This is a genomic window from Marinobacter sp. LA51 (assembly GCF_030297175.1).
Lineage (GTDB): Bacteria > Pseudomonadota > Gammaproteobacteria > Pseudomonadales > Oleiphilaceae > Marinobacter > Marinobacter apostichopi.
This window is the reverse complement of sequence record NZ_AP028070.1, coordinates 977,866-999,444: the sequence shown is the minus strand read 5'-3', so window position 1 is coordinate 999,444 and position 21,579 is coordinate 977,866. Positions and strand designations below refer to the sequence as shown.

The 21,579-nt window shown below is 58.9% G+C and carries 19 protein-coding genes; 10 read left to right on the top strand and 9 right to left on the bottom strand.

Translation table 11 applies throughout. The features are described from left to right. Nucleotides 1-90: 90 nt before the first annotated feature. From QUE89_RS04585 to QUE89_RS04570, 4 genes are all read left to right on the top strand, one after another. Nucleotides 91-897: a cytochrome C assembly family protein gene (locus tag QUE89_RS04585; RefSeq protein ID WP_286222043.1), complete on the top strand. Its 807-nt coding sequence runs from the start codon at nt 91-93 to the stop codon at nt 895-897. Nucleotides 898-975: 78 nt separating this feature from the next. Beyond that, entirely contained in the window at nt 976-2,256 is a 1,281-nt protein-coding gene (locus tag QUE89_RS04580; protein ID WP_286222041.1) for an HlyC/CorC family transporter, read from the top strand. Between the two features lie 405 nt (nt 2,257-2,661). After that, nucleotides 2,662-4,869, top strand: coding sequence for a DUF1631 domain-containing protein (locus QUE89_RS04575; protein WP_286222040.1), 2,208 nt, complete (start codon nt 2,662-2,664; stop codon nt 4,867-4,869). Nucleotides 4,870-4,874: 5 nt separating this feature from the next. Then, a complete protein-coding gene (locus QUE89_RS04570; RefSeq protein WP_286222039.1) occupies nt 4,875-5,654 on the top strand; it encodes a TonB family protein in 780 nt (259 codons plus the stop codon). 10 nt (nt 5,655-5,664) lie between these two features. On the opposite strand, the gene grxD is transcribed toward QUE89_RS04570, so the two are convergent. Further along, nucleotides 5,665-5,991: a Grx4 family monothiol glutaredoxin gene (gene grxD, locus QUE89_RS04565; protein ID WP_286222038.1), complete on the bottom strand. Its 327-nt coding sequence runs from the start codon at nt 5,989-5,991 to the stop codon at nt 5,665-5,667. A 231-nt stretch (nt 5,992-6,222) separates the two neighbouring features. On the opposite strand from grxD, the gene argF reads away from it, so the two are divergent. Beyond that, entirely contained in the window at nt 6,223-7,137 is a 915-nt protein-coding gene (gene argF, locus QUE89_RS04560) for an ornithine carbamoyltransferase (RefSeq protein WP_286222037.1), read from the top strand. A gap of 4 nt (nt 7,138-7,141) precedes the next feature. After that, a complete protein-coding gene (locus QUE89_RS04555; protein WP_286222036.1) occupies nt 7,142-8,215 on the top strand; it encodes an ABC transporter ATP-binding protein in 1,074 nt (357 codons plus the stop codon). 6 nt (nt 8,216-8,221) lie between these two features. On the opposite strand, the gene glpK is transcribed toward QUE89_RS04555, so the two are convergent. The 3 genes from glpK to QUE89_RS04540 form a co-directional block, all read right to left on the bottom strand. Then, nucleotides 8,222-9,703: a glycerol kinase GlpK gene (gene glpK, locus QUE89_RS04550; protein WP_286222035.1), complete on the bottom strand. Its 1,482-nt coding sequence runs from the start codon at nt 9,701-9,703 to the stop codon at nt 8,222-8,224. A gap of 256 nt (nt 9,704-9,959) precedes the next feature. After that, the gene (locus QUE89_RS04545) at nt 9,960-11,534 is read right to left on the bottom strand and encodes an ATP-binding protein (RefSeq protein ID WP_286222034.1); all 1,575 of its coding nucleotides are present in this window, start codon (nt 11,532-11,534) and stop codon (nt 9,960-9,962) included. 68 nt (nt 11,535-11,602) lie between these two features. Then, the gene (locus QUE89_RS04540) at nt 11,603-12,340 is read right to left on the bottom strand and encodes a response regulator (protein WP_286222033.1); all 738 of its coding nucleotides are present in this window, start codon (nt 12,338-12,340) and stop codon (nt 11,603-11,605) included. 248 nt (nt 12,341-12,588) lie between these two features. On the opposite strand from QUE89_RS04540, the gene QUE89_RS04535 reads away from it, so the two are divergent. After that, nucleotides 12,589-13,350: a GNAT family N-acetyltransferase gene (locus tag QUE89_RS04535; RefSeq protein WP_286222032.1), complete on the top strand. Its 762-nt coding sequence runs from the start codon at nt 12,589-12,591 to the stop codon at nt 13,348-13,350. A gap of 84 nt (nt 13,351-13,434) precedes the next feature. Then, nucleotides 13,435-14,253 (top strand): lysophospholipid acyltransferase family protein, encoded by an 819-nt coding sequence (locus QUE89_RS04530; RefSeq protein WP_286222031.1) that lies wholly within the window; start codon nt 13,435-13,437, stop codon nt 14,251-14,253. On the opposite strand, the gene QUE89_RS04525 is transcribed toward QUE89_RS04530, so the two are convergent. The 4 genes from QUE89_RS04525 to QUE89_RS04510 all read right to left on the bottom strand — a co-directional run bounded on the left by QUE89_RS04525 (nt 14,213) and on the right by QUE89_RS04510 (nt 18,608). Next, a complete protein-coding gene (locus QUE89_RS04525; protein WP_286222030.1) occupies nt 14,213-14,683 on the bottom strand; it encodes an FKBP-type peptidyl-prolyl cis-trans isomerase in 471 nt (156 codons plus the stop codon). The two genes, QUE89_RS04530 and QUE89_RS04525, sit on opposite strands and share 41 nt — an antisense overlap. Beyond that, nucleotides 14,683-16,893, bottom strand: a complete 2,211-nt coding sequence (locus tag QUE89_RS04520; RefSeq protein WP_286222029.1) for an acetyl-CoA hydrolase/transferase C-terminal domain-containing protein — start codon at nt 16,891-16,893, stop codon at nt 14,683-14,685. The genes QUE89_RS04525 and QUE89_RS04520 overlap by 1 nt, the downstream gene beginning before the upstream one ends. Before the next feature lie 141 nt (nt 16,894-17,034). Next, nucleotides 17,035-17,358 carry a hypothetical protein gene (locus tag QUE89_RS04515; RefSeq protein WP_286222028.1) on the bottom strand — a complete coding sequence of 108 codons (324 nt, stop codon included), beginning with the start codon at nt 17,356-17,358 and terminating at the stop codon, nt 17,035-17,037. 212 nt (nt 17,359-17,570) lie between these two features. Beyond that, the gene (locus QUE89_RS04510) at nt 17,571-18,608 is read right to left on the bottom strand and encodes an NADP(H)-dependent aldo-keto reductase (protein ID WP_286222027.1); all 1,038 of its coding nucleotides are present in this window, start codon (nt 18,606-18,608) and stop codon (nt 17,571-17,573) included. A 114-nt stretch (nt 18,609-18,722) separates the two neighbouring features. On the opposite strand from QUE89_RS04510, the gene QUE89_RS04505 reads away from it, so the two are divergent. After that, entirely contained in the window at nt 18,723-19,943 is a 1,221-nt protein-coding gene (locus tag QUE89_RS04505; protein WP_286222025.1) for a glycosyltransferase family 4 protein, read from the top strand. Then, nucleotides 19,909-20,481, top strand: coding sequence for a phosphatase PAP2 family protein (locus tag QUE89_RS04500; protein ID WP_286222024.1), 573 nt, complete (start codon nt 19,909-19,911; stop codon nt 20,479-20,481). The genes QUE89_RS04505 and QUE89_RS04500 overlap by 35 nt, the downstream gene beginning before the upstream one ends. A gap of 2 nt (nt 20,482-20,483) precedes the next feature. Here QUE89_RS04500 and dinB read toward each other — a convergent pair whose 3' ends face one another. Beyond that, the gene (gene dinB / locus QUE89_RS04495) at nt 20,484-21,548 is read right to left on the bottom strand and encodes a DNA polymerase IV (RefSeq protein ID WP_286222823.1); all 1,065 of its coding nucleotides are present in this window, start codon (nt 21,546-21,548) and stop codon (nt 20,484-20,486) included. Nucleotides 21,549-21,579 lie beyond the last annotated feature (31 nt).

Sequence of the window (21,579 nt, the reverse complement as noted above, 5' to 3'; positions counted from 1 at the left end):
ACCAGACTATCGCCCTGAAACGACCAGCCCGGTCAAATCGGTGAAACGAACCACCGATCTCCTGTAATAACAGTGGTATATAAGGAAGTTATGGGAACGCTGATTCTCGCGGTCACCGCTCTTTTCCTGTACAGCGTGGGCACCGCGCTGCAGGCTTTGCATTTCAGGGGACGCATTACCAGCAATCTCGCCATCACCACCCTGATTGGGGTGCTCGCACTGATCAGCCACGGTTTGCTCATAGCCCAAAGCGTCCATCACGACGGCGGCTTCGACTTTGGCTTCTTTAAAAGCTCAGTGCTGATTTCCTGGCTGATCGTACTTATGTTGCTGGGCCTGAACCTTAGAAAGCCGGTTCAGAACCTGTTCCTGGTCGTTTATCCGCTGGCCACCCTGACCATCATCCTGGCCCTGGTGACACATACACCGTCGAGACTGGTCTCGGATGACAGCTACGGCATGCTGTCACACATCGCACTTTCGGTCACAGCCTACAGCCTGTGTTCTCTCGCTGCCATCCAGGCAACCCTGCTCTACTTCCAGAACCGTCAGCTGAAACGCAACTACAACAGTCTGCTGGTGCGGAATCTGCCGCCGTTGCAGACCATGGAGTCGCTGCTGTTTGAAATGGTCTGGGCAGGCGTGGTCATGCTGATCCTGGCCATCGCGACCGGCGCCCTGTTTGTGCAGGACCTGTTCGCCCAGGATCTGGCGCACAAAACTGTATTCTCCATGCTCTCCCTGCTGGTTTTCGTCGCCCTTCTGATCGGACGTTACACCAGGGGCTGGCGCGGCCTGACTGCGAGCCGCTGGACGCTGGCAGGCTGCGCACTGCTAATGCTGGCTTTTTACGGCAGCAAATTCGTCCTGGAACTGCTGTTCCAGAAAGGTGCCTGAGCCCGGACCTCATAACTTGACACCGACCTTGGCCACACCCTACTTTCCCCACTTGTCGGTAATATAAGGACGCTCCCCTTGAACGAAACATCGCTGACCGCGCTGTTTATCCTCCTCGTCGGCCTGATCATGCTGTCCGGTTTCTTCTCGAGCTCGGAAACCGGCATGATGTCCCTGAATCGATATCGCCTCAAACATATGGCCAAAACCGGCCACCGGGGCGCACGCCGGGCAGAAAAGCTGCTTCAGCGAACCGACCAGCTGATCGGGGTTATCCTGATCGGAAACAACTTCGTGAATATCTTTGCGTCGTCGATCGCCACCGTCATTGCCATCAAGATCTGGGGCGACGCCGGCATTGCCATCGCAACCATCTTGCTGACCGTGGTGATACTGATTTTTGCCGAGGTCACGCCAAAGACCCTGGCAGCGCTGTTTCCCGAAAAAATCGCCTTTCCGGCCAGCTACATCCTTGGCCCGCTGCTGAAAATCCTCTATCCCATTGTCTGGGCGGTGAACCTGCTCACCGGCGGCATCCTGAAACTCCTGCGCATCTCGCCGGAAGACGCCGCCACCGACCACCTCAGCCGGGAAGAGCTGCGCACCCTGGTGAATGAGGCTGGCGCGCTGATACCAGCCAAACACAAGGACATGCTGGTGAGCATCCTGGACCTGGAAAAGGTCACGGTGAACGACATCATGGTGCCGCGCAACGAAGTGGTGGGTATCGACCTGGAAGACGACACCGACACGATCCTGCGTCAGCTCCGAAGCAGTCAGCACACCCGCCTGCCCGTGTTCTCGGGTGACATTAACGAGATCAAGGGCATACTGCACCTGCGCAGCGTCTCCAAGCTGCTGCTGCACGAGGAAGTCAACAAGGCCATGATCATGCAGCTGTGCCAGGAGCCCTACTTTGTACCTGAAAGCACGCCACTGAATACCCAGCTGATCAACTTCCAGAAAGGCAAGCGCCGGTTCGGCGTGGTCGTTGACGAATACGGAGACGTGCTCGGCCTGGCCACTCTGGAGGACATACTGGAAGAGATCGTAGGCGAGTTCACCACCGACTACGCCGCCACCAGCCCAGACATCATCCCTCAGGACGATGGCACCTTTATTATCGATGGCACCGCTGCCGTGCGCACCATAAACAAGACTCTGGGCTGGAAGCTGCCGATCGATGGCCCGAAAACCCTGAATGGCTTGATCACCGAGACCCTGGAGAATATTCCTGACACCAACGTGTGCCTGAAAGTCGACGGGCACCGCGTTGAAGTACTCCAGATCAAGGATAACGTGGTTAAAGCTGCCATCGTCCATCCCCGAAAGCGCCGAAAACGCGCTGTGGCGAGATAATCACCGAACTCCCTATAGATCCCGGAGTTATGAAGAAGCAGACTTTAGAAAGATCAAATATTAACCACTTTCTTGACCCTTATCGATTAGCCACTAACACTTAGAATGGTGACGAATAAGCAATCTTAAGGAGCATGCCTCTGGACCCATCGCCAAGCGTTGGGTGGCTGCCCCATCCCAGAGCCCCTCAACCCGATGCTCCCCAGAATCTCACTGGCGGTACGGAGAACTGGGCCAGTAATACCGAATACAGTGCCTGACACATGCACCGTTTTTTGACGTCGGTCGCAGGTCTGGCTTTAGTCATGTTAACTTTGCTGAAAATGCGGTAAATTTGACCAATAATTAGAAAATCAGGATTTTTGCTCGGTCATGTATCCGGTTGAGGCGTAAAAGGAGTCTGCCATGAACAAGCAGTCCGGCATACATTACCTTCGCGAGCACAGGGAAGCGGGCAACAACAAACCGGTCCCCGCGGAGGTTACCCGCATCCGTGACACGGTGGTCGCCGGGCTGGGCGATCTGATGCAGGGCGCATTCGATGCCGTCGACGATTCACTGTTCGAGCTCGCCAACAATGCGCGCAGCAACAACGAACAGAATCGCTACTTTGAGGCCATGCGCGAGATCCGGATCAAGCGCAAGGGCGTTGAGCGCCACTTCCAGAGCGCGGTCGCCCACTTCTTCTCGAAGCCACCGCACACCGGCCACAGCCAGGAAGAGACCCTGAGCAAACAGGCCAGCTCCGAGAGTCTGTCGCTGGTCGGCGATGAGGATCTGGAAGAACAGGTCGCCCTGAATGCCATGATCACCAAGGCCAAGGCCCACTTCCAGGGCCCGCTGCTGCAATTGCAGACCCGATTCGGTCAAGTTTACTCCGAAGCGACCGAAGAATCCCCCGTCAACCCGATGGCGCCCGAGCATCTCTGCAGCGCCTTCACCGAAGCCATTGAAGCCCTGGAAATCCAGATTCGTGAGCGTCTCATCCTGCTCAAGCAGTTTGATCGCTACGTGGTATCCAACCTGGGCATGCTATTGGACGAGGCCAACCGGATCTTGATCCAGGCGGGTGTGATCCCGAATTTCCGCTACCACGGCAAAGCTGGCAAGCAACATACCGCCGAATCCGCCAAGGATGCCCCCTCCCAGGCACCAGAGGCAACGGAGCAAACCAGTGCCGAGGCCGCAAGCAACCGTGCGGTATTCGAACAAATTCGTCAGATGTTGGCCCTACAGCGGGCTAATGCCGGGATCCCGCCGCGCGCCTCCGATCCAGGCATTCGCCTGGTTGGCGATTCCGAGCTGGCGGACCTGCTGAACGCCCTACCCCTGCCGGATACCCGTCCGATCAACGGCAATCTCAGCGACGGCGAGCCAATCACCATTGATCTCCGCTACGTAGTCCAGCAGATCCTGTCCCAGGCCGATGCCGGCGATGGCCGGAAGCCAGCACTGGACGAGTTCGATGAGGACCTCATCAACCTGGTGTCCATGCTGTTCGAGTTCATCCTGGACGATTACAACCTGTCTGCGCCAGTACAGGTGCTCATCAGCCGATTACAGATCCCCATTCTGAAAGTGGTGATCCGGGACAAGACCTTTTTCAGCCAGGCCAACCACCCGGCTCGGCGCCTGCTCAACTCTATGGCCCGCGCAGGCATTGGCTGGAGCTCCAGCGATGAAAAGGCAAAAGACAAGCTGTACAACCAGATCCATAACATTGTTCAGCGGATTCTCAACGAATTCACCGGAGACGTGACCCTGTTCGAAACCCTGAACCAAGAATTTGACCAGTTTCTCGAGAAAGAGAATCGGAAATCCTCCCTCGTCGAGCAACGCACCCGTGAATCCGAGCGTGGCCGCATCAAGTCTCAGCGGGCGCAGGAGACCGTCGACAACCTGCTGAAGCAGAAAGTCTCCCGTTACAAACTGCCCGAAACCATTCACGATATCCTGATGAATGGCTGGAGCCGCGTAATGTTCCTTGCATATCTGCGGGACGACGTAGAGCATCGCTGGAACGAATCTGTGCGTGTCGTCGACGACCTGATCTGGTGCCTGCACCCGCACCAGGAAGACGACGAACGGGATCAGTGGGTACGGGTGGTTCCCAGCCTGCTCAAGACGCTTCGCGCCGGACTGGAAGAGGTCTCCTACAACTCATCGAAACTGGATGTGATGATCGGGCACCTCAAGCACGAGCTGGCAGAAGCCTTCCGGACCAACGCAGCTATCGAAGCGAGACAGGACTCCCCAACCGAGCCCGAGCAAGACATTGCCACGCTGCACCAGACCGCTGTGGAGCGTCAGCAAGAGCTGGAAGAGGCCGCGATTTCGGAGTATGTAGCTCAGATCGATACTATCGAAATCGGCAACTGGGTGGAATTCCGCCTGGTGAATGGCGCCAGTTTCCGCTGCAAGCTGTCGGCGATCATTGAAGAGGCGGACTGCTTCGTGTTTGTTAACCGCATGGGCCTGAAGGTCATCGAGAAGAATCGGATTGCGCTGGCGCACGAAATGCGCCGAGGCCGCCTGACCCTGCTCGAACAGGGTGCGCTGATCGACCGGGCCCTGGACGCGGTAGTCGGCAGCCTGCGGAGTAAAACAGCCTGAGTCTGATGCAGAAAACCGAAGGGTCCAAGCACAGCCTGCCGGCCGGCTATCGCATAGTACTGGCGATGTCGGCGGCCTTTCTGGCCCACACGCTGCTACTTTCCGGGTTTCCGTCGCCGTTTCAGGAGCCCGATGATATCCGCCATCGCGTCAGCGTGGAGTTGGTTGCCCCTGGCACAGTAACCCGTCCCGATCGCACTTCGGCAATGGCAAAGGCCAATACCCGCAACCCCAGATTCGAAGTCCCCGCCCTTAAGACCGAGACCACACAAACACGCTCTGAACCCGTTATCCGTACCACCAGCGACTCCAGCGTCAGTAGCCAACCCCAAGCTCAGGCCTTGACCAAGAATGCGCCGAACACACCAGGTGGCGGGGCCACTGCATCAACCTTCGCACCAACCGCCAGCACTCCCTCCCGGGCAGGCGAACAATCGACCAAGGTTAAGCCGCGCCCCGAAGCAACCACCACCCGAATAACGGAATCGCCGGACGAGCAGGACCCCTACCTCGTCAAACTGGCAGTCCACCTTGGTCATGAGCTTGAAAAACTGAGAGTGCCAGCAATCGCCCAGCTGTCGGAACGGCTGGTAATGGAAATCGAGTTGCAGTTGCTGAACAATGGTGCCCTGACACGGGCGAGAGTACTGAAATCGACGGGGCTTAAGCGAATTGACGATGCGGCTTACCGCGCATCATTGGCCGCCAGCCCCTATCCGGAGCCTCCGGTCGGCGGCCAGAGCCGGTTCGAGATTGAACTGGTGTTCTCCCCGAACCGGTTCTGAAGCGTTCAAATCAGGCTTCGGCCTGCTTGGCAGCGTCCTTGACCATCTTGGTCAGTTCACCGCTCTCGGACATTTCGAGGACGATGTCGCAGCCACCTACCAATTCACCGTTGATGTACAGCTGGGGATAGGTTGGCCAGCTGGAGTACACCTTCAGGGCTTCGCGGAGTTCCTGGTTGTCCAGAATGTTTACAAATGCGAAGCGCTCGCCACAGGCCATCAGAGCCTGAACCGTCTTGGCGGAAAACCCGCACTGGGGAGCCTGGGGGCTGCCTTTCATGTAAAGGATGACGGGATTATCGCCGAGCTGGCTCTTGATGGTTTCGTTAATGTCCATGAACATTCACCTCTGATCGGAAACGGAATTGCCAATGGGCAACGGACTTGCAGTCTATTGTACACGTCCAGCGAAGACCGCACCAAACACGGCACCGCGCTGGCCGCCTCAGCCGGGCGCCACAGCGTTGTCATCCCTGCTACGAAGGGCTAGACTTGTTGGCCCATTTTTTCAGGCAACGTATTCGCCAACTCCGGTGATGCCGGGCTTCGTTGACATAAGGGCCAATGCATGGCGGCACGACACTTTCTGACACTGAATGACATGACCACCACCGAGCTGGAAAGCCTGGTGGATCATGCCTCCAAACTCCGGGATGAGTGGCATCAAGGCAAGGTGCGGGACACTCTCAAGAATCGCGTCCTGGCGATGATCTTCGAGAAATCCTCGACCCGGACCCGGGTGTCGTTCGAAGCCGGGATGGCGCAGCTGGGCGGCTCGGCCTTGTTCCTGTCACCCCGAGACACCCAACTGGGTCGCGGAGAACCGATTGAAGACTCTGCAATTGTCATTTCCAGCATGGTCGATGCGGTGATGATCCGCACTTTTGCCCATGACACGGTCGAGCGCTTTGCTGCCGCTTCCCGGGCACCGGTCATCAATGCCCTGACTGACGATTTTCACCCGTGCCAGCTACTTGCCGACATGCAAACCTACCGGGAACACCGTGGCAGCATTCGCGGTGCCACCGTGGCCTGGATTGGCGACGGCAACAACATGTGTCATTCCTACGTCAATGCGGCAGCGCAGTTCGACTTCCATCTTAATGTTGCCTGCCCGGAAGGTTACGAGCCCGATGCCGAACTGCTGAAAGCCCATGGCGATCGGGTAACCCTATTCCGGGATCCGGCTGAAGCGGCGCGCAAGGCCAACCTTTTAGTCACCGATGTGTGGGCGTCCATGGGCCAGGAAGAAGAACAGAAGATCCGCGAGCAGGCCTTCCGAAGCTATCAAATCAGCCCCGCGCTGATGCAGGTGGCCGACAAGGATGCCCTGTTCATGCATTGCCTGCCGGCCCACCGTGGCGAGGAAATTTCGGCTGACATGATGGAACACCCCAGTTCAGTGGTTTGGCACGAGGCCGAGAACCGGCTGCACGCCCAGAAAGCATTGCTGGAGTTCCTCATCCTCAATCAGCTGGACTAATGCCATGCATACTCCCACCCATTCCCCGGACGGCTGGCTGCTCGAGGTGAACAACCTGTCCTGTGGTTACGGGGGTGACTCCGTGGTCCGAGACGTCAGCTTTGCACTCAGCCATGGTGACATCGGCTGTCTGCTGGGGCCCAGCGGCTGCGGCAAGAGCACCATCTTGCGGGCTCTGGCCGGCTTCCTACCTCTAAACAGCGGCGAGATCAGCCTGCTCTCTCAGGCCATCAGCCTGCCCGGCCGGACGTTGGCGCCGGAGAAACGCCGGGTGGGCATGGTGTTTCAGGACTACGCCCTGTTTCCGCACCTGACCATCGCCGACAACGTCGGCTTCGGCCTGCGCAACATGTCCAAGGCCGAGAAGCATCAGAAAGTGGCGGAACTGCTCGACGTGGTGCACCTGCAGGATCTGGCCAACAACTACCCGCACGAGTTGTCGGGTGGCCAGCAACAGCGCGTTGCCCTGGCACGCGCCCTGGCACCGGAGCCGACGCTGATCCTGCTGGACGAGCCCTTCTCCAACCTGGACGCAGACCTGCGTCGCCGGTTAAGCCTCGATGTGCGGGATATATTAAAGACTCTCGGCATCAGCGCCATCCTGGTCACCCACGACCAGCAAGAAGCATTTGCCATGTGCGATCAGGTCGCGGTGCTTCGCGACGGTCAGATCCAGCAGTGGGACGTTCCCTACAACCTCTACCACGAACCCTCGAACCGCTTCGTTGCCGGCTTCGTTGGCCAGGGCGGTTTCGTACCCGGGAAGACCCTCGGGCCGGATACCATCGAATCCGAGCTGGGTGTGATTCACGGCAACCGGGCCTACAACTGGTCAGCCGGCACCCTGGTGGATGTACTCATCCGCCCCGACGATATCGTCTATGATGCCGACTCCGAGCTGCGCCCCAAAGTCGTTGAAAAAACCTTTGCCGGCACCTCGACGCTCTACCGCTTCCGATGCTCGGAGGACACCGAGTTTGAGGCGCTGTTCCGAAGCCACCTCGATTTTCACCTGGGCGAGCACGTCCCCGTGCGCGTAGAAGCCGATCACCTCATCGCGTTTGAGCGCAACGCCTGACCGCAGTCAGTCGTTGCAGACTCGCTCAACAGCATCGATCCAGCCAGCGTACAGGGACTCCCGCAGCGAAGGCCCCATGCGCGGCTCGAATCGGCGCTCGCATTCCCAGAGTTTGGCGATTTCCTCAAGACTGGAGTAGACCCCCGTTTGCAGGCCTGCCAGATAGGCCGCGCCCAGAGCAGTTGTCTCGGTGATTTTTGGGCGGTCCACGGTGACATCAAGGATATCGGCGAGGAACTGCATCACCCAGTCGTTGACCACCATACCGCCATCCACCCGCAAGGTTTTCAGGTGGGCGCCGTCGTTCTGGATGGCCCGAATCAGGTCCTTGGTCTGGTAACACACGGACTGAAGACCGGCCGTCACGATTTCGGCTATTCCGGTATCCCGGGTCAGCCCCATGATTGCGCCCCGGGCATGCGGGTCCCAGTGTGGCGCGCCCAGACCGGTGAACGCGGGCACCAGGTACACCGGATTCTCAACACCTACAGACTCCGCATGCGCCGTCGATTCACTGGCGTGTTTGATCAGCTTCAGGCCATCCCTCAGCCACTGCATGGCAGCGCCAGCCACAAAGATGCTGCCCTCCATGGCATAGCAGGGCTTGCCATTAAGGCGGTAGGCCATGGTGGTTAGCAACCGGTTTTCCGATCGCAGCGCCTTATCGCCGGTATTCAGCATCAGAAAACAGCCGGTGCCGTATGTGCTCTTCGCCATCCCCGGCTCAAAGCACGCCTGCCCGATCAGGGCTGCGTGCTGGTCGCCGGCAACGCCGGCAATGGCAACCGGCGCCCCCAGCCAATCCACCTGGGTAGTGCCATAATCGGCGGCGCTGTCCAGTACCTCGGGCAGTAACGACCGGGGCACCCGGAACAGCTCCAGCAGCTTATCGTCCCAGTCCTGGTCGTGAATGTTGAACAACGCAGTACGAGAAGCATTGGTCGCATCAGTACAGTGGGACTCTCCACCGGTCAGATTCCACAGCAACCAGCTGTCAATGGTGCCGAAGGCCAACTCGCCGGTCTCGGCGCGAGCCCGCGCGCCCTCGACGTTATCGAGAATCCATGCGATTTTCGTGGCCGAGAAATACGGGTCGATCAACAGCCCGGTCCTCTCCACCACCGTATCCTCATGGCCATCAGTCTTGAGCTTTGTGCACACCGATGCGGTGCGTCGATCCTGCCAGACAATGGCGTGGTAGATGGGCTTGCCAGTGCTGCGCTCCCAGATCACCGTGGTTTCGCGCTGGTTGGTGATTCCGATGCCCGACAGGTCTGCAGCCGACACATTTGACCTTTCCAGGGCACTGCGACACACCGCCAGCGTACTTTCCCAGATCTCAATCGCGTCGTGCTCAACCCAGCCGTCCCGGGGGAAATGCTGATGAAACTCCTGTTGGTCAGAAGCAACACTGGCACCGGTGTCGTCAAACACGATGGCGCGGGAGCTGGTAGTGCCCTGATCGATGGCAAGCAGGTAGCGAGTCATAAAGATCTCCGTTTGTTTTTCACGGATTCTAGCAGCAGTGGAAATGCGAGGAGACCGAATGGGACAAAAAAGGAGGGGAAAATAAAAAAAGGGCCGGAAAACCGGCCCTCAAATGACGAATGAAACAAGGAAAGTTCCTAAGAACTACAACCTCAAAAGCCATCCCTTACACTCTTAGTATTAGCCAATCGGTGACGTTCGTCCGTAGCGGTTGTGTAGCGACTTTGTTACATCTGGTTAGACCCTGAGCTGCGGGTCACATAATCGGGTCAATCGGCTTCTTACGCGGCCACACCAGGCTGAAACGCGCCCCACCCAGCTCGTTACTGCGGCCTACAAAAGCCTGCCCGCCATGCCAGTACAGGATGCGCCGGACAATGGACAAGCCCAGGCCATATCCGCCAGAAGTACGGGTTCGGCTGTCATCAAGCCGTGCAAAGGCGGTAAACACTTTTTCCCAATCTTCCTCTGGAACCCCGGAGCCGTCATCTTCAACGTCAATCCGACAGTTGTCCTCGTCGATGCTGCAACGCACCAGCACCCGGCCAGCCGCGTACCGTCCAGCATTACCGACCAGGTTCTGAACAGCCCGGTGGATATAACGCGGCTCGACATCGGCAAGGGCCCATTGCTCGGAGGTCGGGTCAATATCTGCCTCGATTTTCAATGCCGGTCGAATCAGTTGCTGCTCTGACACCACTTGCCGAACCAGATCGGTGACCGACGCCTCCTGCAACGAGAACACCGGTCCGCCCTGCTCCAGCCGAGCGTAGGTCAGAATTTCATCAATCAACTCATCCAGTTCCTGGATATCGCCATCGATGCCTTCGAGCTGTTTCTGCAGCCGCCCTTCATCCTGGCAGTCCTCAATCATCTGCACGCCGAACCGGATGCGGGCGACTGGCGTGCGCAGCTCATGAGAGACCGCGTGAATCATTTCACGCTGCACATTAACCAGACGCTGAATGTGCTCTGCCATGCCGTTAAAAGAGGCACTGAGGCGGGCAACCAGGGTCCCGGACCCGGTTTCCACCCGGGCGCCCATCTCGCCGCGGGCAATGCGAATGGCCACCGACTCAACTTTACGCAGGTTGCTGTCGACGGCACGTACCCCAAGGAACACCGCGACCGCGAGCACTCCACCGACCACCGCTACCAGCAGCAGAATCACCGGCCAGGCCCAGGGCGTGAACGGAGGCGGCATGGCAATCCGGAACAGCTCACCATCATCGAGCTTCAACAGCACATGCCCCATGCCGATCGGACCCTGCTGGTAAAACACCAGGCCATCGCTGGCCACCCGCTCAAGCACCTCATCGGATGGGAGCAGGCCGGCATCATTCACCGGCACCACCTCAACATTAAGCGCCTCGGCAAACTGGGACGCCATGCTGGCACGCTCGTCCGGGCCGGATGCCCGCAAATGCCACCGCACGATCAGGGCAACTGCTTCAGCCACCTCCTGGTACGGATCGTCCAACTCCATCTGCAACACTTGGGCATCGGGACCGGCTGCCAGAATCCGGTAGCCAGAGGGGGTGGCCAGGGAGACAACCTGATTGTAGCCAAGGCGCTCCAGCGTTACCGGAGATAAGGCCAGCTCGTCAGCGGAAGTCACTTCGAAATCGTAGAGTGAACCGAGCCAGTGATAGCGCTCGGCCGCATCGGGGTCGGACTGGAGCCAGCGCATCAGCGGCTCGGGAAAACGCTCATGCCAGAACTGGGACCTGACCGAATTGACGCCCACAAAGAGAGCGACACAGACAACCAGAACCAGCATCACCAGGCCGGCAAAGCGCGCATAAAGCTTGAGAAAGAACATCAGGGGCATGTCATGAACCCTGGTACGGAACGCCGATGCCTTTCAGAGAGATCGCACCGGCTCCAGAGACTGAATTGTCAGGCTTCCTTTACAAAGAGGTAGCCTTTACTGCGGACGGTTTTGATTCGACGGGGATGGATGGGATCGTCGCCAATCTTTGGCCGGATGCGGGAGACCCGAACATCAATAGAGCGATCCTGACCATCGTATTCGATGCCACGCAAGGCGGTGAAGATTTCCTCGCGGCTCAGCACCCGTCCGGCGTTGCTCGCCAACAACCAGAGCAGGTCGAATTCCGCACTGGTCAGGTCGATACTGGCATCGCTTAACCAAGCCTCGCGCATGGACCGATCAACTACCAGGTCGTTGAACTGCAAACGAACCGGCTCTTCACCGTTGGCTTCGTCACTGGCGGCCTGCCCGGCTTCCGACACACGGCGCAGCATGGCGCGTATGCGAGCCAACAACACGCGCGGTTTAGCCGGTTTGCCGATGTAATCGTCCGCCCCCATTTCCAGGCCAAGGACCTGGTCCAGGTCATCGGTGCGGGCTGTCAGCATGATAATGGGGCCGGAATAGAACGGACGCACCCGACGGCAGATCGACAAGCCATCCTCGCCCGGCAACATCAAGTCCAGGACCACCAGATCCGGCTGCTCATTACGAATGCGCTCAACTGCCGCACCACCGTGGGTTTCGAGCGAGACCTGAAGACCGTTGCTCTCGAGATACTCACGGGTCAGCTCGGCCAGTCGCTCGTCGTCCTCAACAATGAGAATTCGCCAACTTTCGTTTGTCTGTTCCACGCCATCCATCTCTGATTTTGTTTTTCCAATTGTGAGTCGTACCGTTTGCCCGACAATACAGACAACCTCCGGTAACAGCAATTATACATGCTATTCAGAAATATACATGGAACCAGGACTCTGTTACAGCCCGTGACAAAGCGCCTCGCCTGCATCAGCTAATCGCGACCTGTCATACAGACGTCACTCCCTCGTCATGGGTGTGTCACACCGGCTTCATAGGCTTGTCGGGAAATGGACACAAAAGAGACCATGCCATGACTGCACAAACCGCGAGACCACGTCGAAGCGCTCGTCGCCTGACCAGTGCCATCACCCGCAGCCCCGATTTGATTGAAGCGGCGCAGCGTCTGCGCTACCAGGTGTTTTCGGAGGAATACGGCAGCGACCTGGGCGCCGAGGTGCCAGGACTGGACCGCGATTCCTTCGACGCCGTCTGCGACCATCTGATCGTCACCGACGGTGACAGTGGTGAGCTAGTAGCGACTACCCGCATCCTGCACCAGGCCAACACCGAACTGGTCGGCGGCTTCTATTCCACTGGCGAATTTGATCTGTCGGCGCTGAACCAGTTGCCGGGCACCGCCGCCGAACTGGGTCGCACCTGCGTGCACCCCGACTACCGCAATGGCGCGACTATAGGGTTGCTGTGGTCGGCCGTGGCTGAATACCTGATGGCCCGCAAGGTTGACTATGTGATCGGTTGTGCAAGCATCAGCATGGCCGATGGCGGTCTGAAAGCCTGGCGGATCGCCCGTCAACTGCAGCACGAGTACCTGGCAGACGACGAGTACCGGGTATTTCCAAAACGAAAACTGCCGCACCTGACCCATGTTATTGATGACACCCGCACGGTCATGATTCCACCGCTGATCAAGGCCTACATGCGACTTGGCGCCAAGGTATGCGGCGAACCCTGCTGGGATCCGGAGTTCCGGTGCGCCGATTTACTGGTCTTACTGGAAGTGAACAATCTGGCCGCTCGCTACAGCCGCCACTTCCTGGGCAAGGCCTCTTAAGACCACTTCTTAAGACCTCCTCTTAAGGCCTTTTGACGGAGCTTGCAGACTGCCAGTAAGACGGCAGAAAACGGGAGACTTTCCATGGCATGGCTCAGACTCACCTTTCGGCTGACCGCCTTTTGCCTGTTCCTGGCCGCGACCGTGCTGCTGGCATCCAGCCTTCTGGCCTTCGATCTGCTGACCCGCCGGCGGGTTGATCGAACGCCCTGGGCGCGTCGATGCTTCCTGTGGGCGTGCCGGTGTCTCGGATTTGGAGTTCGGGTTCACGGCGCCCCACCCGAACGCAACGTCCTGTACGTGAGCAACCACATCAGCTGGTCCGACATCCCGATTCTGGGCAGTTTGACCCCGATCCTGTTTCTGTCCAAGGCAGAAGTGAGCGACTGGCCGATCATTGGCTGGCTGGCGCAACAGGCCGGCACCCTGTTCATCAAACGCGGGGGTGGGCGGGCCAGGCGGGTTCGGGCTTCAATTAGGGAAAAACTGCAGGCGGGGGAATCGGTACTGGTGTTTCCGGAAGGCACCACCGGTGTCGGCTTAACAGTACTGCCCTTTCACGGCTTGCTGCTCGGCGCCGCCACCGACTGCGGGGCGCCGATCCAGCCGGTGACGATCAGCTATCGCCGCTCGGGACGCCCGGACCCTCTGGCTCCGTTCGTAGGCGACGACACCTTCCACAGCCACCTGGTGACGCTGCTGAAACAGCCGCCGACTCAGGTCGATGTTGTGTTCCACCCGGCGATTGGGGTCGAGCCCGAGCTGACCTCGTCGCAATTGGCGCTCCAGCTCCGAAATACCGTTCAGGGAGGTCTGTCGCAAGTTCAGGCCGGGGAACTGGACCGCGCTGGGGACGACGACATCAGGACAGCGGACGGCCCTGAGCCATCTCATCCTCAGTAGCTTCCCGGCGGCCCACGACCTCCAGATCGAAGTACAGGGTGAAGCCGGCCAACGGATGATTGGCATCAACCTTAACCAGGTTGCCGTCAATAGAGACGACTTGAACGATCTGCGCCTCATCACCGGTATTGGTCTGGAATTTCATGCCGATCTGAAGATCCTCCACCCCCTCAAACAGCGAGCGCGGCACCTTGCGAATCAGCTCCGGGTTATGTTCGCCGTAGGCCATCGCCGGCGGCACCGTGACTTCCAGGCAATCACCGACGTTGCGATCCTTCACCGCTTTCTGAATACCCTCGATGATGTCCGGGCTGCCATAGATAAAGTGCAGCGGCTCGCTGCCTTCAGAAGTATCGACAAGTTCGCCGATCTTGTTTTTCAGCACGTAGTGAACGGTGAAAACGTCAGGTTTGGTTTGTGAGACATCCATCAGGCTTCTGGGTTTCCTGTGTCGGTTGGTGTGTCATTCAGTTGCAGACCGTAAATCACCAGGCGCTGATCCAGCTTTGCCCGCAGCCCCGATGGCTGCGCCAGCCCCATGCGTTCGAGCAATGAAGCAAAGCGGTTGTCGTTATCCCGGGCCCTGACAGCCTGCAGAAGTGTCCACAGTTTACCACGGCGGGTTGCCGTTGCGGCTTTCAGAGTCTTAAGGGCTTTCCCTAACGTCAGTTCCTCGTCAGTAAAGTCCCGTCCGAACGGGAACGCCGGAAACACATCGGTGTCGCCTCCGGCCGCAACAGCGGCCTGGACAGCTTCCGGCGTGTTGTCGCACCAGTCCGCCGGCAGGCGGAAATCTGCGGCCACCTTGCCGGCCTTTTGCGCCTGCTTCAGCAAGCCGGGCTGGAAACGGGAATCGGCAATGCGGATCAGCCGCAGATAAACCTGCTCGTCGGACTGGCCCCGCAAATCGGCGATGCCGTACTCGGTAATGACAATGTCCCGAAGATGCCGGGGAATGGTGCAGTGGGCGTAGTTGAAGACAATGTTGGAGACGGCCTTTCCACCGGACTGGCGAGTAGCCCGCAGAGTGACGATGGACCGGGCTCCGGGTAGCTCATGGGCCATGGCGACAAAGTTGTACTGGCCGCCCACGCCGCTGACCACGCGACCATCCGCCAGCCCGTCCGACACTGCGGCACCGCCCAGGGTATACATCATGGTGGAATTGACGAACCGGCTGTGGAGCCGCTGTGCCGCTTTCAGCCGCTGGTCGCCAAAGCGATGATCATACAGGTGATTGATGAAATTGACGCTGGTCATACAGATCTGGTCCCGGCGCTCGTCACTCAGGTCCCGCAGCGACTGATAAAACCTCTCTGGCCCGACGTAGAAGCCGCCGTGCATGGTTACTCCGCCCTTCAGACGCGACCCAAGCGCCAGCGACTTAATGGCCTCCCGGGCCTGGGGATCATCCAGATCCCCATCAACCGGCTGGGAGCCCACAAGCAAACGGCCGCCCCGGAATTCCACGGTATCCCGAAGGATGCCCAACCGGACCAGCCAGGCCACATCTCTGGCCCGCATGGGTGAATCGATCAGCTGTTCGCGACGAAGCACATCCAGGGATTCCATCGTCACCTGCTCACTCAGCTCGCCCCGATTGATCAGGATCTGCAAACCGGCATGGTCGAAGACCTCACGCCTTAGAATGCCCGCCTGCATCAGGTACAGAAAACCATCCACCATCATCTCGCTGCAGCCATACAGGCCTCGTTCGAACGGGCCAGTGCCACCGTCGGTTTCGGCCACGGGAAAGCGCTCGGCAATTCTTAGATCATCGTACACCGCACGCCAACGCTCGTTGTCCTGATGCCGGAGGATGGCGCTGTGCACCAGGGCGGCCCCCAGGGAACCTATGCCCACCTGCAGGGTGCCGCCGTCTTTCAGCAAGGCGCTGGCGTAAAAGCCAATCAAGTGGTCTTCCGGGCTGATGGCCATCTCCGGCGCCGAGAACAGCGGATGATCGGTAGAGGGCTGTTCAAATACCACATCGAACTCCGACTCTTCCACAGCGCAATGGCGGTCCATCCAGGGCAGGTTCTGATTCATTTCCGCTACCAACGCCACCGGTGAGCCCTGCTCTTCCCGGGCGCGCAGCTCCGGTATCAAGTCAAGAGTAAGATCCGGATTACAACTCAGGCTGACCATGCCCTCGCGATCTGCGAGTTCACCCGGAGCGACCATCTGAGCCACCACATTGACACCCTGCGCCATCAGATCGCGAACCGCATGGGTGTAATTGCTGCAGACGTAATGCCGCTGTTGTGATTTATTGTTGAGGTAGTTGCCGGCTTTAAAAAAGAACTCAGAGACCTGCACGTTATCGGGCAAGCGATTGGCGGAGACGTCCCTGGCGTAAGCCAATTCCGGAATCCGGCCGTAGAGCCGGTCGGCAAAGGGGGTCAGGAATCGCTTTTCCAGTGACGAGCCACCCCTGGGTGCCAAAAGCGACAGGGCGGTAACGATGTGCAGCTGGATTTCAGGATCAACTTTGGCACGCTGGTACAGGGCGTTAACGAAACGGATGGGTTTGCCAAGCCCCAGGGGCAGGCCGAGCGTGATGGTTTTCCCCACCCGGTCAATCACTGCATCAACACAAGCCTCTACATCGTTCGAACGTCGACCAGTATCAGTCGCCATTGCCAAGCTCCTTATGGATCAATCCGGCGGTTGTTACGGGCGATGATCACACGACACCTGAACGCTGGCAATGTGCCAGATCAGGTTTACGACAGAGAGATTGGCAATGCGAGGGCAAGAACTAACGGAATCGGGAGAGGGTCAGAAATTCCACTTCAGGTTCAGGCAGGCACCTTCATTCAGCAGCGCGATGCCATGATCGGGCTGCGCCGGCTCGGATGCATACCGTTTACCGCCTTCTTCGGAGCGGGTCAGGGTTAGCGTCAGCAAGCGGGAGCCAATCTCACTGACAGCCTCGAACGGGCCATCGTCAAAATCACCTGACATGCGTTCCTGGAGCTCGTAGACGTCCTCGACGGTGACGGTTTCACCCAATTCATCGAACACGCGCTCAGCGGCTTCGGCGCGGACAACAAAGGCGGCGAGATTAAGGGCTAGTAATGCGACAAAGATGCGAATAATCATGACACTTCAACGACCTGGAAACCGGGAGGATTGTAGAGATACCTAAGTCTAAAGTCTAATGATTAAACGCCGGAAAGATGTGAAATTGAACACAAAAGCGCCACTGATTTGTCAGCGAACACCTCCGTTTTTGTCAAAAAATAATCCAGGGTATTTCAGCGTGTAACAGACAACACGCCCAGCCTCGACATTTGCCGGGACTGGGCCGCCGGTTATGGGCAGGGGTAAGTAAACTCGGCGTGCAACGCCTCGATGGCGTCGAGCACGTCCTGATCAAGGGTGATGGCTGCGGAACCGATGTTCTCCTTCAACTGAGCCATAGAAGTGGCGCCCACGATGGTGCTGGTGACAAAACTGCGACTGTTGACGTAGGCCAGCGCCAGCTCCACCGGTGACAGCCCATGCTGTCGGGCCAGTTCCACATAGGCCCGGGTTGCGGCCATGCCGCGGCTGTTGCTGTAACGCTTGAACCGCTCAAACAGAGTGAGCCGGCCGTTCTCCGGCCAGCTCTCGCCCAGGTACTTGCCGGAAAGCATGCCAAATGCCAACGGCGAGTACGCCAGCAGACCGGCCTGTTCGCGATGGGCGACTTCCGCCATACCCACTTCAAACGACCGGTTCAGTAGGTTGTAAGGATTCTGGATACTGACCGCGCGCGGCCAGCCCTTTTCCCGGGCCAGTCGCAGATACTCCATGGTGCCCCAGGGGGTTTCGTTGGATAACCCGATCTGCCGAATCTTGCCCTCCCGGACCAACTCATCAAGGGCTTCCAGGGTCTCTTCAATGGGGGTCGAGCTCTCCTCCGGGTTGGGTTGGTAACCCAGCTGACCGAAGAAATTGGTGCTCCGATCCGGCCAATGCACCTGGTAAAGATCGATGTAATCGGTTTGCAGGCGTTTCAGGCTGGCCTCGCACGCCTCCCGGATGTGCGCGCGCGTCAACCGGGGGCCGTTTCGGAGGTAGGTCAGGCCATTGCCGGGCCCTGCCACTTTGGAGGCAATCACCAGGTCATCACGGCGACCGCGGCGGGCCAGCCAGTTCCCCAGGTACTGCTCGGTCAATCCCTGGGTTTCGGCCCGGGGTGGCACTGGGTACATCTCAGCAGCATCAATGAAGTTCACACCAGCCCCAGTGGCGTAATCCAGCTGTTCAAAGGCTTCCGACTCGGTGTTTTGCTCGCCCCAGGTCATCGTACCCAGGCAGATCAGGCTGACATCAATGTCAGTATTTCCCAGCTTTCGCGTTTGCATAGTGTCTCCGCATCGGATGGTGGAACGGGTAAAGGGATTGTCATGGGACTGTCGCAGAACTGTCACGCCCGGTTTCCATAGTAAGGACATGTCCGAGGAACCACAGGAATCATCGTGACCGAAACCGTTCAGGCCGCACGGCGCCAACAGCACATTACCATTGTATCTGAGACCTTTCCGCCGGAAATCAATGGCGTGGCGAACACGCTCAGACACCTGTGCCAGGGCCTGACGCAACGAGGCCACCGGGTTACCGTGATCCGTCCTCGTCAGCGACAAGAACGCAAGGGCCTGGTTGCCGAAGCGGGCCAGGCACTGTTCAGTCGAGAACACCTGGTTACCGGCCTGCCGCTGCCGGGCTACGCCGATCTGCGTTTTGGCCTGGCTCGAAGTGGAACTCTTCGCAAACTCTGGCAACAGGACCGGCCCGATGCCATCTACGTGGCCACCCAAGGCCCCTTGGGCATCGCTGCGGTGTCGGCGGCCCATAGCCTGGGCCTGGCAGTCAGTTCCGGCTTTCACACCAACTTTCACAGTTACAGCAACTACTACGGCATTGGTGTGCTCGAACGCCTTCTATGCGCCTATGGCCGCTGGTTTCACAATCGTACGTCGATCACCCTGGTGCCGACCCGGAAAATGGCACAGACCACCGCTGCCATGGGTATCAGGCCCACCGGTCTCTGGAGCCGCGGCGTAGACTGCACCCGGTTTGCTCCCCATAAACGGGATCAGGAATTACGGGCGCAATGGGGCCTGAAGGCCAATGAGCTCGCGGTGATCTACGTTGGTCGGCTTGCCCCAGAGAAGAATCTGCGCATGGCGGTGGCCTGCTTTGAGCGACTTCGCAACCTGCACCCTCGGGCCCGGTTCATCCTGGTGGGTGACGGCCCGATGCGCCGGCAATTGGCCGAGCAACACCCGGATTACATTTTTTGCGGCACCCGGCGCGGTGAGGACCTTGCTCGCCACTATGCCTCCGGCGACCTGTTCCTGTTCCCGAGCAAAACCGACACCTTCGGCAACGTGGTTCTCGAAGCCATGGCCAGCGGGCTGGCGGTGGTTGCCTTTAATGACGGTGCTGCCAGCGAACACCTGCGGAACGAGGAGAACGGCATGAAAGCCGACCTGCAGGAGGACGAGGACTTTGTCGACGGTGCCCTACGGCTGGCCGACCAGCCGACGTTACTGAATCGCATTCGGGCCCAGGCCCGACTGGACGCCCTCGAACTGGATTGGAACTCGCAAATTGAACAGTTCGAACAGTTAGTTTTCACGCAAACAGCCAGGACCCGATATCATGCCATCGACAACCAAAGCATCTCGCTTCTTTGAACTGGCGGACCAGCGGGAATACGCGTTCTGCCAGGCCATTAACCGTGTTGCCGGCGTCCCCTCGGTACTCGGCTATTTCCGACTGGTCAGCCGCCTCGGCGATGGCTGGTTCTGGTACGCACTGATCCTGACCACGCCCTTCCTGTGGCCAACTGAAGGTCCGGCGCTGGCTTTACTGATGACCCTGACCGGCCTGACCTGCACCCTGACCTACAAACTGCTCAAACGACACCTGATCCGAGAACGACCGTTCATTTCGTTCCCGTCCATAAACTGCGGCACGCCACCTCTGGACCGATACAGTTTCCCGTCCGGTCACACCCTGCACGCGGCCTGTTTTCAGACCATGTTGTTTATGGCCAGCCCCGCTTTTGCTCTGATCATCCTGCCCTTCACCCTCAGTGTTGCCGCTTCTCGGGTGATACTGGGACTGCATTACCCGACGGACGTTGCTGCCGGTGCCGTGATTGGCGGATTGTTGGGGTATCTGTCGATGCACTACTTGCTGGGCGACTTCCTGCTGCTGCTCCCGGGCTGAGTTCAGTCAAACAGCCGCAGCTGCGTCACCGGCGCATCGTCGTTGCGGAATCGCACGCCCAACCCCAGCAGTCGCACGGGTCGATCTTTCTCGCCCGCCAGCTCTTTGAACAACGGCAGATAGTCCTCGACTTCCGGCTCCTGCACATGCTCGCGGACCCGTTCGAGGGTATGGGTGGAAAAGTCGCTGTAGCGGATTTTGATGAACAGCTTGTGGATTGGTTTGCGCCCGCCCTTGCGGGTCAGCCGCAGATTCAGATCCGCGACCAGCGACGCCATCACCGTCTCGCAGGCAGCGCGGTCAGGCAGATCCTGGGAAAACGTGCGCTCAACACTGATTGATTTGGCAATCCGCGACACCACCACCGACCGTTCATCACGGCCGTGTGCCATCTCGTGCAGACGGTAACCCTGCTTGCCAAACCGGTCCATCAGCACTTCCGGGCCAATGGCCTGGAGATCGCCGCAGGTCTCGACACCCAGGGCGTTGAGCTTGGCCGCAGTCACCTGCCCTACGCCAAACAGCTTCTGTACAGGCAACGTGCGGACAAAGCCGTCGACGTCCTCAGGTCGGATTACGAACAGGCCGTCGGGCTTTTCCCAGTCACTGGCAATCTTGGCGAGAAATTTGTTGGGTGCAACACCCGCTGACACGGTAATCCCGACCTCGCGGCGAATGCGCTCGCGCAGGTAACGGGCCATCAATGTGGCGCTGCCTTTGTGATCGGTAACTTCGGAGACATCGAGGAAGGCTTCGTCCAGTGACAGCGGCTCCACCAGATCGGTCATTTCCCGCAGAATGGCCATGACCTGCTGGGAAGCCGCCCGGTAACGGCCCATGTCTGTGGGCACAGTCACCAGGCCCGGACACAGCCGTCGGGCCTCACTGCCCGGCATGGCAGAGCGCACACCGTAGGCGCGGGCCTTGTAGTTGCAAGTGGTCACCACACCCCGGCCGCCGTCGCCGCCCACGGCCAGCGGCACCTCCCGCAGGGTTGGATCGTCACGCATCTCCACCGCGGCGTAAAAGCAGTCGCAATCGACATGAATGATCTTGCGCTGGTGCATGGTGCCTGGAACTCGCGTCAACATTCTGTAC